Raw genomic sequence first — 15,276 nt, 5'->3', positions numbered from 1 at the left:
GAGACTTGTCGTGAGATTGACCAAAGCCCTGTTTCCCGTGGTGGTGCTGTCCGCGAGCCTGTCGGCCAACGCCGCGCTGGCATGTTGCACGGAGCCCGACGCTCCCGATGCGGACGCTGCCGCCACTGCATCCGAGCGTGAACCCGAGCCAATGCAGGCGGCGGCAGCCTGGACTGAGCCGCCTGCCCAGATATGGCGAAGCGCCAGTGCGGCGGAGGACGAAGCCCGTTCGCTCGCGGCGAGGGAAGTGGGAACGCCGGCCGCGGGCGGCGTGCAGCGTCTGGCGCTGAGCGCGCTTGCCGAGCACGCGGCGCGCGCCATGGGGGCAGAGAGCGCAAGGGTTCTGGGGCTGGACGCCGTGGCTCCCGCGATCGCGGTGGGAGAGGTGCCACGGTCCGTGCCGCCGACGGCCAGCCCGGGCCGACGCGCCGTCGGCCTCCGGCCCGCCACGCTGGCGCCCAACCCCTACGACGGACTGATCGAGGAGGCCGCGATCCAGCATGCGGTGTCGGCGGATCTGGTGCGGGCCGTGGTCAAGGTGGAATCGAACTTCCAGCCGCATGCGCGCTCGCCGAAAGGCGCCATCGGCCTGATGCAGGTCATGCCCGCCACGGGCAGGCGCTTCGGCGCCGTGGACCTGCACGATCCGCGCACCAATATCCAGGCCGGAACGCGCTACCTGCGCTGGCTGCTGACGCGCTTCGGTGACGATATGACACTGGCTCTGGCCGCCTACAACGCAGGCGAAGGCGCCGTGGAGAAGCATGGGCGCCAGGTGCCGCCGTACGCGGAGACGCGCGACTACGTGGGCAAGGTGCTGCGGCATCTGTCCGGGTCGGACGTTGCTCCGGCGGCCTCCTCGGTGGTGTCGGCCGGCCGCGCGGACGCTCCCGCGGGGGACACCCGCGCCGCCGCCACAGCGGGATGGCCGCTCGGCACCGCACCGGTGTCGCCGCGCGCGGCCCCGGCCTCGCCGCCGCCGTCCGTCGACAAAGGGCAGTCCGGCAGTGGAACGCTGCAGACAGTGGCCACGTGGATGGGCGCGCTGCTGACGTCGGCATACCGGCCGCGCCTGTCCGACACAGTGGTCGACGCGTCGGCCGGACCGGTCGCGGAAGCGGCCATGCGAGGGGCCACTGTTCGCCTCGTCGACGCCTTTTCTCCCGGACCGAGATAGTGCAGCCGGCATGCGTATCGACCCGCTTGCGCCGCTTTCAGGTCATCACCCGATCACGCCGCGAGGCGGGCACCACGATGATGAAGCCATGAACCCACCGTTCGCCGTCGACAAGGCGGTATCGACCCGATGGGTCTCGAAGCTGCTCGATTGCGCCAGCGTCGCGGTGCTCGAGGCCCGCGCCGCCGAGGCGAGCATCGAGGTGGGCGACGTGCGGGGCCGGGCGTGGCACGGCGAGGGCGGCTTGTGCATCGGCCTGCATCTGGACCTGGCAGAGATCGACGAGCGCTGGCTGACGGAAACAACACTGTGGCTCGCCGCCATGCCGGCTGCCTGCGACGACGCGCTGTCGTGCGTGGATGGTCAATGGGTGCTGTGGCGCCGCTACGACCACGCGCTGCCGGCCGCGCAACTGGATGAGCGCCTTGGCACGCAGATCGCCCTGCGTGCCCACCTGCGCGACAGCGCACAGCCGCCGGGCACCACGAAGGGCTCGGACATTGGAAGGTTGATATGAAGAAAAAGCAGTTCGGACGGCTGTCGGTACTGGCAGCCCTGTTCGGCGTATCGGCAGCCGCCCAGGCGGCCACCGGCGCATTGGGCCTGACGGGGCCCGAGTTCAACGTGTCGTCGCGCGGCATGAAGGTCAGCGCGCTGCTGAAGGACTTTGGCGCGAACTACGGCGTGCCGGTCATCGTCAGCCAGGAGGTCAACGACACCTTCGTGGGTTCGCTGCACGGGCGCCACCCCGAGCAGACGCTGGACCAGCTCGCCCAGCTCTACAACCTCGCCTGGTATTTCGACGGCCGGGTGCTCTATGCCTACAAGGCGCACGAGGTGGCCACGGAAGTATTGACGCCGCAGTACCTGCAAGCCTCCGAGCTGAGTCAGTACCTGCGCGAGGCCGGCGTGCTCAAGGGCGGATCGTGCTCGGTCCGGCCGGTCATCCATTTCAACGCGATCGAGGTGTTCGGCGTGCCCATCTGCGTGCAGCGCATCGGCAAGCTGTCGAAGGAGCTCGACGAGAAGACGCTGCAGCAGACGCAGACCCAGGAAGTCGTGGAGGTCTTTCCGCTGCGCTACGCGTCCGCGGTGGACGGCACCTATTCCTACCGCAACCAGCAGGTGCTGATTCCGGGCGTCGTCTCCGAGCTGCGCGAAATGACCAAGAGCCGTGCGCTGGCCGTGACCACCGCGGGTGGCCAGGCCGCGCCGGCGGGCGTCGCGGTGCCGACCTTTTCCGCCGACGCGCGCAACAACGCGGTCATCGTGCGCGACCGCAAGGCCAACATGCCGATCTACGCGGAGCTCGTGCGGCAGCTGGACCAGAAGCCTCGTCAGATCGAGATATCGGTGGCGATCATCGATGTGGACGCGGCCGACATGCGGGAGCTTGGCATCGACATGGGCGGCAGCGTGGGCGTGGGCAAGGGCCGCATCAGCTTCAACTCGGGGGCGGGCGCGGCCGAGGGCACCTTCCAGACCGTGCTCAGCAACACCGCGGAGTTCTTTGTCCGCATCAATGCGCTGCAGCAGAACTCCAAAGCCAAGGTGCTGTCCCGCCCCTCGGTCGTCACGCTGAATAACGTGCAGGCGGTGCTGGATCGCAACATCACCTTCTATACCAAGCTGCAGGGCGACAAGGTGGCCGAGCTGGCTTCGGTCGCGGCGGGATCGCTGCTGCGCGTCACGCCCCGGCTGATCGACGGCAGCGGGGCGCAGGACGTCATGCTGACGCTGGACATCCAGGACGGGCGGCAGGAGGCGCCCGCGAACAATATCGAGCAACTGCCGCAGGTGCGCAATTCCGGCATCGCCACGCAGGCGATCCTCAAGCCGGGACAAAGCCTGCTGCTGGGCGGCTTCGTGGAGGAGAAACAGAGACAGGGCGAACGAAAGATTCCCTTGCTGGGCGATCTGCCGCTCATTGGCGGGCTGTTCCGCAACGAAACACGCGAAAACCTGAGCGTCGTGCGCCTGTTCCTGATCAAGGCCGAGCCGCATGCGCTGAACTGATGGGCCCATGAAACACCGATACAAGATCAAGTTGCTGTCGGGGCCGCTGGCCGGCCGGCAGCTTTTGCTACCCGAGGGGTCATTCACCATTGGGGGCGAAGATCCGGACCTGGACATCGCCCTGGAGGACAACGGCAAGGCGGTGCTGACCGTCACGGAGGACGGTGTCGCGCTCGATACCGATAGCGGCTGCTGGATCGACGGTGTGCCGGCAAGTCCGGCGCCGCCGTTGGTACCGCCCGGCGCGGTGCTCGATATCGGCGGGCTCGCGCTGATCCTGGCCGAGGGCGATCAAGAGGTACCGGTGTGCAGGGTGCCCCAGCGCCGCGACAGCCGGCGCGGCGCCTGGTCCCGCGGCCTCGCCTATGCCTGCCTGGTAGCGCTGCTGTCGGGCTCCGCCGGAGCGGCCATCTGGGTGTACGCCTCGGTGCAGCAGGGCAGCGCGACGCAGGACGCGGTGGACTGGATGGACGAGTGGCGCGCGAAGGCGCGGCAGCAGGGCATCCAACTGGTCCGGGAGGGTGGAGCGCTGCCCACGCTCGAGGGAACCTGCAAGGCATCGGCCGAGCGCAAGGCGCTGCTGCAGACGCTGCGTGCGCATGACATCGCGTTCCGCGACAACACGCTGTGCCAGGACGAACTGGTGCGCAACGTCCAGGCCGCTCTGGCGCTGCACGGGTTCGGCGATGCAGTCGTGAGGCCGGGCGAGACGCTCGGGTCGGTGACGATCGCGGGACGCATCCATGCCGACGCCCGCTGGCAGAAGACGGTCGCCATGCTGTCGACCATGCGGGGACTGGCGCACTGGAGCGTGCACGACCCGGTGACGGCCAGCGTGAAGAACCTGATCGACATGCTGCGCGGCTCGGGGCTGATCGGCAAGCTCAGCGTGGCACGGGAGAAGGGCATGGTGCTGGTCACCGGCGTACTGGACGACGGCGCGCGCCGCACGCTCGAGGCCGTGTTGCAGGCGTTCGCCGACGGGCATCCCGACGGCCCCAAGACGATCTTCCAGAACATACCGACCACCAGTATCCAGGCCGGCATCTTTCCCTCGCCGATCGTGAGCTTCGGCGGCAGCGGCGAGCTGACGTTCCTCGATCTGGCCAACGGAACACGCCTGAAAGTGGGAAGCCGCCTGCCGTCAGGGCACGTGATCGCGGGCATCGACCGCAGCGGCATCGACCTGGAGCGGGACGGCGAGCTGATGCACCTGCCGCTCGAACTGTAAGGAGAAGGACATGCATGCAACCGACCTGGAAGCGCGTCTGGCCGCGGACGCGGATGGCAGCGCGCGCACCGAAATCCGGCGGCGGCTCGAGACCGCGCGAACCGCGCTGCGCGGCCTGCTACGGCAGCCGCAGCGCCCGGAGGACTACCAGCGCCTTCGCATGTCGCTCGACGCCTGCGATGCGGGCGTGGCGAGTGTGGAAAAGATATGGCGCCGCATGCGGCGTGCGGATACGCCTTCCATCGCGGCCGGTGCCGACGCCGGGAAACGCGGCGGAATCGGAAATGACGGGCGAACCTGATGCGGATGGAAATGGTCACTGGTCACTGACGTTTCATCCTGATTTCGATATTCGGGTTTTCCTATGGGAATACGGCACCGGAAATCTTTAGGGCACCGAAAATTTTAAAAGCATCCGGGGCACGGCAAACATAAAGTGGCTTCACGCAGGAGGGGCTGACGATGAACGACGAATACGAGTTTTGGAGAAATTCATACGACGAACTCGAATCGCTGAAGCGCGAATTGCAAAAGGGCCTGGAGCAATGGCGTGGCATCCATGCCGAATGGGTCGAGCTCTATGCCCGTGCCGATCGCGATCCCGAGGCCGCCCGCGCGGTCCGCAACATCGAGGCCTATTTCCTCGAGAAGAAGCAAAGCGGCGACGACATCGAGCAGCGCGTCGAAGAATTGAAAGCGAATCTGAAGCGAATGGAATTGCGCCTCGAGCAGGACAAACGCGCTCGCGGCCAGGAATCGACCGGGACGCCGGTTGGTAAAAGAGTGCCGGCTGTGAAAAAGCGCATCCGGCGATTTGCATAAGCATGAATCATCGAATCAATTGGAGCATTGAAAATGGCTGCAGATATTGCTGGCATTCAGGAACTGACCCGATCCGTTCACGTGGGGGCGCTGGCCGACGACGGTGGCTCGACGCCCGCGTATGTCGACAAGGAAATGAAGTTCAACGCGCTGGCGCTCGAAATCTGGATCCGTTCCATCGACGCCAATCAGGACACGGCGCTGTACCAGATGGAAAAGACCACGAAGGCACAGGATGCCGCCCGCAAATGGCGCGACCTGAAGAACCAGCTCGATACCGTGATCGCGGATCTCTCCAACTCGACGGAAAAGGGCGACAGCACGCGGCCGATCTCGGACGAGCTGCGCGCTGAGCTGGTCAGGGAAGACGTCATGATCAACGGCCGCAGCGCACGCAACGAGATCGCCAACAAGACGCAGTTTTCCCTGGGCGAGTTGCGCGCCATGTCCGTGTCGATCGATACCCATATCAGCGGATACACCGACATGAGCCCGAAGAATCAGATCGAGACGCAGAAGGCGATCACCAACGTGCAGACGGTGGTGCAGGGTGCGACCGGCCAGATCAGCCAGAACGCCCGCCAGTTGCAGGAGATCGTCTCGAACACATACCGCTGATGGCCTGTCGCGGCGTGCTTCCCTCGGCGACACCTCGTGTCTCCGGCGGAGGCGGCGCCATCGCACCGCAGTGTCAGGAGGAAAAAGTGGAAGACCACGGTCGCATGCTCGAGGACTATCTCGCTCAGGGTGGTTCGATCGGGGAGCTCTTCGGGGTGGAGCCGGAGAAGCTGGATGCCTTGTACGCCTATGCATGCCAGCGCTACGACGCGGGCGATATCGAAGGGGCGAGGCAGATCTACCTCCTGCTCGTCGGCGTCGACACCAACCGCTTCGAGTACTGGCTGGCGTTGGGAATCAGCCTGCAGCAACTGCGGCGACACGACGAAGCGATCTTCTGCTTTTCGCGCTCGGCGGTACTGCGGCTGGCGGACCCGAGGTCGTCCTACCTCGCGGGCCTCAGTTTCCAGGTGCTCGGCGAGAAGGAGCGCGCGCTCATGGCGTACTCCAGCGCGATCAAGTGGTGCGCGGCACATGAAGAACACAAGACGCTTCGCGCAACAGCGACGCGAACGATGGAATCTTTGATCAAAGGGGAAGAGGAATGACACACCAAGCCTCGGTGGCATATGCAGAACCGCGCGCCGCGGCCGCGGTCTGGTTTGCCGGCGATGGCCTCATGCCGGACGACGAGGCCATGCCGGCCAAGGGCGCGCGACAGGCGGCCTTCCAGGTGGATCCCGGAGTGCTGCAGCTTGCCGCGGTATTGCCGGGCACCGAGCGGTTCTCGCTGAAACCGCCGGCGCCATCGGCGACGGTCGGTGAAGTTGACGAGCGTACCGCGGAAGCGGCGCTGCGCGACGTGCTGGCTGCGCTGCGCAGCGCGGACGCGGCTTGCGAGAAGCTGCGAGCCGATGCGCCGGAAGACGACACGGCGGCGACCGCGTTGCAGCCGACCATCAGGACACTCGGCGAGATCACCGCGTCGCTGATGGACTTCTACGGGGCGGCCATTTCGATGGAAACCCTGCAGCTCAGGCTGTTCGACGTACTGTCCAGCGGCACCCTGGATCTGATGGCGCTGAGTTGCTCGAACCAGACGATGCTGCGCGACGTCGAAGCCGCGCTCGCGCGCAGGAAGATCGAGGCCGAGAACCGCGCGCGGGAGGAGCAGGCCAAGCTCAACGAGAAAGCGGGCAAGGGCGGGGTGTTTTCCCTGGTCTGCAACTGGGCGATGGCGGCCGCGCAAGTCATTACCGGCTGCGTCAAGCTGCTGACGGGACAGCCGCAAGGTGTACTCGATATCGCGACCGCGGTGGCCAGCATCACCAAATGCGTACTGATGACGGTGGTGCATTGCCATCCCGAGCTCCGGGAAAAGCTGCAGGATGACATCGAGCGCTGCGCCAAGGCGGAATTCGTGCTGGGCACGGCCTCCGGTGCCGCGAGCCTCTTCTCGGCGGCCAGGGCGGTTCAGGCCGGCCGGTTCGTGGTGAAGTCCGCCGTTGCGTTGGGACGCGGCGAGGGCAAGGCGCTGGGCGTCACGCTGTCGCGGGCGATCAATACGGCAGAAGAAGCCGCCAACGCGGCCAAGGGCGCTGCGACGGAGGCGGCCGCCAAGATCGCCATGCGCGAAAGCGAAAGTGCGATGGCGGCGGCGCAGCAGATCGCCACAGCGCTGGGCAAGGAGATCGCCAGGAATTCGGTCACGCGGATGCAGGAGGCGGTCCGCGGCGCCTTCGCAGCGTGCTCTCCGAAGCTCGCCAACGCCGTCACGAAGATGTTTGGCGAGGAGGCGATCGAGAAGATCGTGTCCGACTCGCTGATGCGCGCCGCCAAGACGGTGGCCAGCAAGCGCTACGGCGATGCCGTGAACCTGATCGAGACGGAGTTTGCCAACCAGGTAGAGCGCGAGGTCATGCGTGCGCTGGCGCGTGCCGCGGTGTCCCAACAGTCCTTGCTGCGTCTGGCCACTACGGTCGTCGCCGTCGGGGCGACGGTGACCGCGCCCGTCGTGGACGGCGCGATGCGAATCGACTTCGCCGGCAAGCAACGGGAAATCAACGAACTGCTGCGGGACGCCATCTTGTGGAACTTCCTGATCGAGAGCGCACGGCGCTCGGCGAAGCAGGAGGAGGAGTTCCGCGAGAACCTGATGGACGACCTCCAGGCGCTCACGATGAACACGACGAAGGGGATTCGGGAAGCGGCCGAATGCATGCAGCAGGTAGTAGGGAACATGGCGTGATTCGCGCCGACATATCAATCGAGGAGTACCAATCATGAATGCAATCGCATCCACCGGCACGCCGACGGCGGCGCCTGATACTGCAACTGACGTGCACGCCGCGGCGAACCCCGCAACCGGCGGGCTGTCGGCCCGGCCGTTCAATTTCTCGGTGATGCTGGCCGAGTTCCTTGCCGCGATGCAGAAGCTGCGCAACGCGGTCAAGGAGGCGGAGGCCCAGGGCGTGCTGTCGCAATGGAAACTGCAGAAGAGCTCGCTCGACGCGCAAGCCGACTTCATCAAGAAGACCTTCGATGCCGCGGTGGTCAGCGGTGCGTGGGAAATCGTCGGTGGCGTGGCAACGGGGATCACGGCCTTCGGCGGCTTCCGGAAGGCGGGCCCGATGGGTCTGGAGATCGGCTCGCAGATCGGCAGCGGGATCTTCAGCCCGCTGTCCAACGCGGGCAGCCGCATTACCGGTGGCGCGCTGACCAAGGAGGCGGCCGACGCGCAGATGCGGGCGGATTTCACCAAGGGTTGCAGCGAAGCCCACGGGCACCTGATCGGGACGCTGGGCGAGGAAGGTGCCGCGATCCGGCAGGACTATTTGTCTGGGATGCGGACGATGTGGCAGGCACAACAGGACATCCTGAAGGCCATCGATATCTCCCGGTAATTGGCTCCGATCACTACGGCCATCGAGTTTGTCATGTCGACTTCATTCCCATCGGGCAACGATACATCGGCACCCGTCGCGATCGATCCCGTCACGGCGTTCCTCCATGCGCGCCGGTTCGATACGTCGGTAGCCTACTTGGGCCAGAGCGAGTTCGAGCTTGGCCGGCGCTTGCTGTGGAAGGGACTCGATCTGGTGTACCGGTACGAGCGCGGCGCACTGTTGATCTGCGATGTGGAGGCCACCGGCGCGCCGGAAGCGCTGGATGGAGCGGTGCGTCGCCTGGTGGCCTTCATTCGGGCGTTGGAGCGTCACGTGCCCGAGGTGGAGGTGGTGACGGGCCTGATTCCGTTGCGCAGTGCCGATCCATCGCTGGACGCCGTGCGGTCGAGGTTGCTGTCGGTCTATGAAAGGCTGGGGGCGCAGCCCGTGAGCAGCGAGGCGCCAGGGATGGTCAAGGTGGTGTACCCCATGCATGCCAGCACGGCGTTGCCGAGCCGGCATGCCATGGCCGTCCCGACGGCGGAAGCGGTCGAGACGGCTTTGCGAGTAGGGGACGGGGAATGATGGCCGCGGTGGGTTTCGGGCGCCGGACGACCGGTAAGGCCGGTCGTCCGCCGCGCCGCTTAAATCGACACCAGGCCGAGGCGCCGCGCCCACTGCGACAGTTCCGCGGCGTTGTGGGCGTCGAGCTTGCGCATCAGGTTCATCCGATGCGTTTCCACGGTTTTGGCACTGATCGACAGCCGCTCCGCGGTCTTGCGGTTGGACAGGCCTTCGGCGATCAGCTTCAGCACCTGGCGTTCACGCGGGGTGAGGCCGGCCGCGACGTTGGACTTCGGATCTGCGGCGTCCGCCTTGCGCATGGCGTCGACCTGTTCGAAGTTTACGGCAGGGTCCAGGTAGGCGAGGTCGTCGCGTACGGCATGCAGGGCGGCGATCAGCTTCTCGGGGTGACTGCGCTTGAGCACATAGCCGTGCGCGCCTGCACGCAGGGCCTGCGCCGCGCGACTTTCGGAATGCATGCCCGCGAGCACGACGACCCGGATCTCGGGCCAGCGTCGGCGGATCATGGCGATGGCGTCGATGCCGTCGAGGGACGGGAGTTGCAGGTCCATCAGCACCAGGTCCGGCTTGAGCCGGAAGCAGGCCTTCAGTGCGGCGTGGCCGTCCTCGGCTTCGCCGACGATGGTGAGCGTCGATTCGTTTCGCAGGATGGACTTGAGTCCCTCCCGCATGACGGCATGGTCGTCGACCAGCAGCATGCGGCTCGCGGGATGGGAGGCAGACATGGGCCGTCGAGCCGACTGGACCATGCGTGGCGGAATCATTGTGTTGGGTTGGACTTGAAACGTCATTTCGCACTCCACAAGACGAGTCCCGGACGGAGGGCAGGCAGCGCCTGCGCGGGCAGCGCTTTAGGAATCGTGCGCTGGTCCGTTGTCCGGATGCGCCAAGTCTATGAATGAAGAATGAGCACGGAATGATGGAACGATGAGCCGAGAGTGAGGGACGACGTCGGCTCGTCGAAGAGGCTGGAGGAGACACGCGGTCTGTGCGCGATTCGCGGGCGGGTTGCCGCAGCGTGGTTGTCAGGCCAGTGGCCTTGATGGCCGTTTGGAACGTTCCCGGTGTTACCGATGTCGTGTGCACCGGTCATCTTTATTGCTTTATTCGAGAGGTGTTCCCATGAACAACAGAATGGACGGCTTCGACCGGTTGCTGGCCGACTTTGGCGAGTCGATCGGCATACCGCAGATGGCATTCGACGAGGACGGCTTGTGCCATATCCGTATCGACGACGAGTACCCGATCACGTTTCGTCGCGATGACGAAAACCACAACCTGGTGCTGGTCGGCCTGCTGACCGAATCCCTGCCCGAGAACCTCGATCACGAGCTGGTGCGCGACATGCTGGCGACGGGTGTCGAGCCGCTGCGGGACAACGGCGCTGCGATCGGGCTCGAGCCACAGTCCGGCACGGTGATCCTGCATCGCACGTTGCCCTTGTCCAGGATCGACCGGCCGCAGCTCGAGGAGATTCTCGGCAGCTTCATCCTGATGCAGAAGGACTGGAGTGGCCGCCTCGGCGGGCTGGGAGGCCCTGCGGAGGAGGAGCAAGCGCCGCCGCCCGCCGCCTCGCGCCACCACATGCACCACGGATAGCGGTTGCGCTGCCTGTGGCTGGATGACGAAGCCCGGGTGTCGCGACCTTCGCGCCCCCGGAAGGGAGAACGACATGGTTTCAGCAGATCTTGTGCCGTCGCCGGTGGTATGCATGGCGATGGGCGTCGAAGGGGATGCGGCACCGGATGAGGCTGTCCGCGCTTTTCCCGATGCCGTGGTAGCACGTTCGGCCGGCATGGCGGGCAAGTGGTCCTATGGACACTACCTTCCTCGATTTCCGTCGTCGATCCACTGCGGCACGCTCGATCCGGAGATTCTGTGCGCCGCCGTGCTCGGCTACAACTGAGCCCGTCAACGCACGGATGCCCCAGTGCCGCCGCTTCCTGCCGAAAGGCGGCCGTGGCGGCGCCGTTCGACCTCAGGTTGACAATCCCCGACCCTCAAATCCATCATGCGGTGCAGAACAGCGGCACCCGGCAGGACCTGCCCGGCAGGCGCCGCTCATGAAGGAACGGGATGATCAAGTCGATATACCAATTTGGCGCCGGCGCGGCGCTTGTCTTGCTGCTGGCCGGCTGCGCCACGGCACCCCAGGAAATTCAGGAGACCCCCAAGGCAGTCCAATCCACGCGCGATGAAGTGCGCACCCAGGCTGCCGAGGTGTATGTCTACGCTTACCCCCTCGTGCTGATGGACAAGACGCGCGAGATCATGACGGCCAAGGGCCCGACCAACGCCTTTACCCACAGGCGCACGCTGCCCGACGCCGGCTCGACCGACATGGCGAGCCCGAATCCCGACACGCTGTATTCCACCGCCTGGCTGGACCTGTCCAAGGGGCCGGTCGTGCTGTCGGTGCCGGATACCCGCGGGCGGTATTACCTGATGCAACTGGTCGATGGCTGGACCAACGTGGTGACCTCGATCGGCAAGCGGACCACCGGTACGCGGCGCGCGGACTATGCGATCGTGGGCCCCGACTGGCGCGGCACGCTGCCCGATGGCATGCAGGAAATCCGCTCGCCGACAACGATGGCCTGGCTGATCGGGCGCACCCATGCCAATGGCAGGCTGGATTACCCGGCGGTGCACCGGCTCCAGGACCAGTACCGGCTGACGCCGCTGGCGGCGTGGCCGAAGTCCACGCGGACGCCGGGAACCATCGCGCCGGCGACGCAGACGCCGGTCGACACCGAAACGGCGCCGGTCGAACAGGTTGCCGCCATGGACGCCCAGGCATTTTTCACGCGCTTTGCCGCCCTGTTGCCCGCCAATCCGCCTGCGCCGCGGGACGAGGCCATGCGGCGCAAGCTCCAGGCGTTCGGTATCGTCGCGGGCGCGCCCTATGCGACCACCGCGCTGGAGCCGGAAACGGCGCGGGCCATCCAGGAAGGCGCGACGCAGGCGCTGGCGGGGATCGTCAAGGCGGCTCGCGATATCGGCACGGCTCCGTCGGGGGCGTGGCAATCGCGCGAACATGTCGGTCGCTTCGGTGACGACTATCTGAGCCGCGCGGCCACGGCGTGGGACACCCTCGGCGCCAACCTGCCGCAGGACGCGATGTACCTGCGCACCCGCGTCGACGCGCAAGGCGAGCCGCTGGACGGCGCCGGGCGCTACGTTGTCCGCTTCGCCAAGGGAGAGCTGCCGCCCGCAAAGGCGTCGTGGTCGCTGACCGTCTACGGCGACAAGCCGGTCCCGGTGTCGAACCGGGCGGGCCGCCAGACCATCGGCGACCGTGACCGTTTGCGCCGCAACCCGGACGGGTCGGTGGATATCCTGATCCAGGCCAGCCGCCCCCCGGGCCGGCTGGCAACGAACTGGCTGCCTGTGCCCGACGGGCCTTTCAACCTGATGCTGCGCGCCTACTGGCCGGAGTCCGCCATGTTCGAGGGCCGCTGGGTCGCGCCCCCCGTCAGGCGCGTGGATTAACGCGCGGTTGCGAGCGCGGCCGGCACGGCCGCGCCGACCTCAGGCGCCGGCGTGCGCCGCGCAATCGCACGCCGCCGCGTGCGATGCCACCGAGGGTGCAAAGCCCGCCGTGGCGGCACGGCGCACCGCCCGTTGCCAGGGCGCCGCGCCCCGCCGGCCGATCTTCTCGCGCAGGATGCGCGCCGCGGCCACCATGTTGGCCAGCGCCGCTTCCGTTTCCGGCCAACCGCGCGTCTTCAGGCCGCAATCCGGATTCACCCACAGGCGTTCCGGCGGGATGACCTCGCAGGCGCGCTCCAGCAGTTGCAGCATGGCTTCCACGCCCGGCACGCGGGGCGAATGAATGTCGTAGACGCCCGGCCCGATATCGTTGGGATAGTCGAACTCGCCGAACCCCTCCAGCAGCTCCATTGCCGAGCGTGACGTCTCGATGGTGATCACGTCCGCGTCCATGGCGGCGATGGCGGGCAGGATATCGTTGAACTCCGCATAGCACATATGGGTGTGGATCTGCGTCCTGTCGGCGACGGTCGCCGCCGAAATCCGGAACGCGCGCACCGCCCACTCCAGGTAGGCATCCCAGTCTCCCTTGCGCAGCGGCAGCCCTTCGCGCAGCGCGGGCTCGTCGATCTGGATCACGCCGATGCCGGCCTGCTCGAGGTCCGCGACCTCGTCGCGAATGGCCAGTGCCAGTTGCAGCGCGGTGTCGGCGCGGGGCTGATCGTCCCGCACGAAGGACCATTGCAGCATGGTGATCGGGCCGGTCAGCATGCCCTTCATCGGCCGGTCGGTGAGCGACTGCGCGTAGCGCGCGGTATCGACCGTGATGGGCTCGGGGCGATAGACGTCGCCATAGATGACGGGCGGCTTGACGCAACGCGAGCCGTAGCTCTGCACCCAGCCGAACTCCGTGAACGTATAGCCGCACAACTGCTCGCCGAAATACTCCACCATGTCGTTGCGCTCGGCTTCGCCGTGGACCAGCACGTCGAGCCCCAGCGCCTCCTGCTTGCGCACGGCGGTCTCGATTTCGGCGCGGATGCGTTGCAGGTATTCCAGCGCGCCGATCTCGCCCCGCTTGAAGGCGGCGCGCGTCTGGCGGATGGCCGCAGTCTGCGGGAACGAGCCGATGGTGGTGGTGGGCAGCGCCGGCAGCTTCAGTGCGTCGCGCTGCTGGACGATGCGCTGCGCGAACGGGCTGTGCCGCTCCGCCATGGCGGGAGTGACGGCGGCCATCCGCTTGCGCACCTGGGCATTGACGACGCGCCGGGACGCGCTGCGCGAGGCGCGCGCGGCGGCGGCTTCGGCCAGGGCGGGGGCGACGGCTTGCTCGCCGTGATTCAACGCGTTGGCCAGCACGCCCAGTTCATCCAGCTTTTCCGTGGCAAAGGCCAGCCACGACTTGATTTCCGCATCGAGCCGCGACTCTGGCGCGAGCGATACGGGCACATGGAGCAGCGAGCAGGACGGGGCGATCCACAGCCGGTCGCCCAGGTCCCGGTGCAGCGGCTCGAGCAGTGCCAGCGCCTGGCCAAGGTCGGCGCGCCAGATATTGCGGCCGTCGATGACGCCCGCCGACAGCACCGCGCCGGCCGGCAGCACCTCGCGCCATGCCGCCAGCTGTGCCGGGGCCCGTACCAGGTCGATATGGAAGCCATGCACCGGCAGGGCGGCGGCCCGCGCCGCGTGGTCGGCGGCGGTATCGAAATAGGTCGCAAGCAGCAGCTTGACGCCGGCCTGCCCCAGCTCCGCATAGGCGCGGTCGTAGGCGGCGAGCCATTCGGGCGGCAGATCGAGGCACAGCGCCGGCTCGTCGAGTTGCACCCACTCGATGCCGCGTGCGCGCAGCCGCTCCAGCAGCCGGCGATAGGCGGCGCTCACGCGGGGCAGCAGCGAGAGGCGATCGAAGCCGGGGACATGGGTCTTGGAGAGCCACAGATAGGTGACCGGCCCGATCAGCACGGGCTTGGCCGTCAGCCCCAGCGCCAGCGCCTCTTCCAGTTCCTCGAACAGCCAGGAGACGCCACCATCGAACGCGGTGTCCGGCGCCAGTTCCGGCACAAGGTAGTGGTAGTTCGTATCGAACCACTTTGTCATTTCCATCGCGGGCTGTTCGCGATTGCCGCGTGCCATCTCGAAATACTGGGCAAGGGTCAACTCGCGGGCGTCGAAACCGAAGCGCGCCGGCAGCGCGCCCAACAGGGCGGACATGCCCAGCATCTGGTCGTAGTAGGCAAAGTCGCCCACGGCAACCATGTCCAGGCCGGCGTCGGCCTGCTGCTTCCAGTGGGCCGCGCGCAGGCCGGCGGCCACGCCGCGCAATGCGGCTTCGTCGCTTTCGCCCCGCCAGAAGGCTTCCTGGGCAAATTTCAGTTCGCGCTGCGCGCCGATGCGCGGAAAGCCGAGGATATGTGTGCGTGCCATGTCTTGCTCCGAATCAGTGTGGCGCACAGTGTCCGTGCCGGCTTACAATGAATCAAGTGATATGTTTTAAAGAAACCATGAATCAA

16 protein-coding genes are annotated in these 15,276 nt (G+C 66.6%); 14 read left to right on the top strand and 2 right to left on the bottom strand.

Translation table 11 applies throughout. From position 1 onward, the window contains the following. Positions 1-10 precede the first annotated feature (10 nt). The 11 genes from LDO27_RS03865 to LDO27_RS03815 all read left to right on the top strand — a co-directional run bounded on the left by LDO27_RS03865 (position 11) and on the right by LDO27_RS03815 (position 9,274). Positions 11-1,177: a lytic transglycosylase domain-containing protein gene (locus LDO27_RS03865; RefSeq protein ID WP_224039785.1), complete on the top strand. Its 1,167-nt coding sequence runs from the start codon at positions 11-13 to the stop codon at positions 1,175-1,177. Positions 1,178-1,265: 88 nt separating this feature from the next. After that, positions 1,266-1,694: a hypothetical protein gene (locus LDO27_RS03860; RefSeq protein ID WP_222206827.1), complete on the top strand. Its 429-nt coding sequence runs from the start codon at positions 1,266-1,268 to the stop codon at positions 1,692-1,694. After that, positions 1,691-3,193 carry an EscC/YscC/HrcC family type III secretion system outer membrane ring protein gene (locus LDO27_RS03855; protein WP_224039782.1) on the top strand — a complete coding sequence of 501 codons (1,503 nt, stop codon included), beginning with the start codon at positions 1,691-1,693 and terminating at the stop codon, positions 3,191-3,193. The genes LDO27_RS03860 and LDO27_RS03855 overlap by 4 nt, the downstream gene beginning before the upstream one ends. 7 nt (positions 3,194-3,200) lie before the next feature. Beyond that, entirely contained in the window at positions 3,201-4,424 is a 1,224-nt protein-coding gene (gene sctD / locus LDO27_RS03850) for a type III secretion system inner membrane ring subunit SctD (protein WP_224039781.1), read from the top strand. A gap of 10 nt (positions 4,425-4,434) precedes the next feature. Then, entirely contained in the window at positions 4,435-4,725 is a 291-nt protein-coding gene (locus tag LDO27_RS03845; protein ID WP_224039778.1) for an EscE/YscE/SsaE family type III secretion system needle protein co-chaperone, read from the top strand. A gap of 161 nt (positions 4,726-4,886) precedes the next feature. Beyond that, complete coding sequence (locus LDO27_RS03840) at positions 4,887-5,246, top strand: hypothetical protein (RefSeq protein WP_224039776.1); 360 nt, start codon at positions 4,887-4,889, stop codon at positions 5,244-5,246. Between the two features lie 33 nt (positions 5,247-5,279). Continuing rightward, positions 5,280-5,864: a hypothetical protein gene (locus LDO27_RS03835; protein ID WP_222206818.1), complete on the top strand. Its 585-nt coding sequence runs from the start codon at positions 5,280-5,282 to the stop codon at positions 5,862-5,864. A 104-nt stretch (positions 5,865-5,968) separates the two neighbouring features. Then, complete coding sequence (locus tag LDO27_RS03830) at positions 5,969-6,412, top strand: tetratricopeptide repeat protein (protein WP_222206816.1); 444 nt, start codon at positions 5,969-5,971, stop codon at positions 6,410-6,412. 89 nt (positions 6,413-6,501) lie between these two features. Next, the gene (locus tag LDO27_RS03825; RefSeq protein WP_224039774.1) at positions 6,502-8,052 is read left to right on the top strand and encodes a type III secretion system translocon subunit SctE; all 1,551 of its coding nucleotides are present in this window, start codon (positions 6,502-6,504) and stop codon (positions 8,050-8,052) included. A gap of 34 nt (positions 8,053-8,086) precedes the next feature. Next, entirely contained in the window at positions 8,087-8,707 is a 621-nt protein-coding gene (locus tag LDO27_RS03820) for a hypothetical protein (protein WP_224039773.1), read from the top strand. A 33-nt stretch (positions 8,708-8,740) separates the two neighbouring features. Then, positions 8,741-9,274: a hypothetical protein gene (locus LDO27_RS03815; protein WP_224039771.1), complete on the top strand. Its 534-nt coding sequence runs from the start codon at positions 8,741-8,743 to the stop codon at positions 9,272-9,274. Positions 9,275-9,333: 59 nt separating this feature from the next. Here the strand turns inward: LDO27_RS03815 and LDO27_RS03810 are convergent, their stop codons facing one another. Then, positions 9,334-9,972, bottom strand: coding sequence for a two component system response regulator (locus LDO27_RS03810; RefSeq protein ID WP_224039769.1), 639 nt, complete (start codon positions 9,970-9,972; stop codon positions 9,334-9,336). A gap of 424 nt (positions 9,973-10,396) precedes the next feature. Between LDO27_RS03810 and LDO27_RS03805 the strand changes: the two genes are divergently transcribed. The 3 genes from LDO27_RS03805 (at position 10,397) to LDO27_RS03795 (ending at position 12,766) form a co-directional block, all read left to right on the top strand. Beyond that, on the top strand, positions 10,397-10,873 hold the full coding sequence (locus LDO27_RS03805) for a type III secretion system chaperone (RefSeq protein ID WP_222206806.1): 477 nt from the start codon (positions 10,397-10,399) through the stop codon (positions 10,871-10,873). A 73-nt stretch (positions 10,874-10,946) separates the two neighbouring features. Next, entirely contained in the window at positions 10,947-11,180 is a 234-nt protein-coding gene (locus tag LDO27_RS03800) for a hypothetical protein (RefSeq protein WP_224039767.1), read from the top strand. 170 nt (positions 11,181-11,350) lie between these two features. Continuing rightward, positions 11,351-12,766 (top strand): DUF1254 domain-containing protein, encoded by a 1,416-nt coding sequence (locus LDO27_RS03795; RefSeq protein WP_224039765.1) that lies wholly within the window; start codon positions 11,351-11,353, stop codon positions 12,764-12,766. Between the two features lie 39 nt (positions 12,767-12,805). Here the strand turns inward: LDO27_RS03795 and metE are convergent, their stop codons facing one another. Next, positions 12,806-15,190 carry a 5-methyltetrahydropteroyltriglutamate--homocysteine S-methyltransferase gene (gene metE / locus LDO27_RS03790; protein WP_224039764.1) on the bottom strand — a complete coding sequence of 795 codons (2,385 nt, stop codon included), beginning with the start codon at positions 15,188-15,190 and terminating at the stop codon, positions 12,806-12,808. Positions 15,191-15,276 lie beyond the last annotated feature (86 nt).

It is taken from the genome of Cupriavidus respiraculi (assembly GCF_914271545.1).
GTDB classification, from domain to species: Bacteria; Pseudomonadota; Gammaproteobacteria; order Burkholderiales; family Burkholderiaceae; genus Cupriavidus; species Cupriavidus respiraculi.
This window is presented reverse-complemented; position numbering and strand designations above follow the sequence as displayed.

Excerpts from the sequence above, each read along its gene's own strand:
- LDO27_RS03825 (WP_224039774.1), top strand. The coding sequence starts at position 6,502 with ATGCCGGCCAAGGGCGCGCGACAGGCGGCCTTCCAGGTGGATCCCGGA.
- LDO27_RS03800 (WP_224039767.1), top strand. The coding sequence starts at position 10,947 with ATGGTTTCAGCAGATCTTGTGCCGTCGCCGGTGGTATGCATGGCGATG.
- LDO27_RS03840 (WP_224039776.1), top strand. The coding sequence starts at position 4,887 with ATGAACGACGAATACGAGTTTTGGAGAAATTCATACGACGAACTCGAA.
- LDO27_RS03815 (WP_224039771.1), top strand. The coding sequence starts at position 8,741 with ATGTCGACTTCATTCCCATCGGGCAACGATACATCGGCACCCGTCGCG.
- LDO27_RS03795 (WP_224039765.1), top strand. The coding sequence starts at position 11,351 with ATGATCAAGTCGATATACCAATTTGGCGCCGGCGCGGCGCTTGTCTTG.
- LDO27_RS03810 (WP_224039769.1), bottom strand. The coding sequence starts at position 9,972 with ATGCTGCTGGTCGACGACCATGCCGTCATGCGGGAGGGACTCAAGTCC.
- LDO27_RS03855 (WP_224039782.1), top strand. The coding sequence starts at position 1,691 with ATGAAGAAAAAGCAGTTCGGACGGCTGTCGGTACTGGCAGCCCTGTTC.
- LDO27_RS03835 (WP_222206818.1), top strand. The coding sequence starts at position 5,280 with ATGGCTGCAGATATTGCTGGCATTCAGGAACTGACCCGATCCGTTCAC.
- LDO27_RS03805 (WP_222206806.1), top strand. The coding sequence starts at position 10,397 with ATGAACAACAGAATGGACGGCTTCGACCGGTTGCTGGCCGACTTTGGC.
- LDO27_RS03830 (WP_222206816.1), top strand. The coding sequence starts at position 5,969 with ATGCTCGAGGACTATCTCGCTCAGGGTGGTTCGATCGGGGAGCTCTTC.
- metE (WP_224039764.1), bottom strand. The coding sequence starts at position 15,190 with ATGGCACGCACACATATCCTCGGCTTTCCGCGCATCGGCGCGCAGCGC.
- LDO27_RS03845 (WP_224039778.1), top strand. The coding sequence starts at position 4,435 with ATGCATGCAACCGACCTGGAAGCGCGTCTGGCCGCGGACGCGGATGGC.
- sctD (WP_224039781.1), top strand. The coding sequence starts at position 3,201 with ATGAAACACCGATACAAGATCAAGTTGCTGTCGGGGCCGCTGGCCGGC.
- LDO27_RS03820 (WP_224039773.1), top strand. The coding sequence starts at position 8,087 with ATGAATGCAATCGCATCCACCGGCACGCCGACGGCGGCGCCTGATACT.
- LDO27_RS03860 (WP_222206827.1), top strand. The coding sequence starts at position 1,266 with ATGAACCCACCGTTCGCCGTCGACAAGGCGGTATCGACCCGATGGGTC.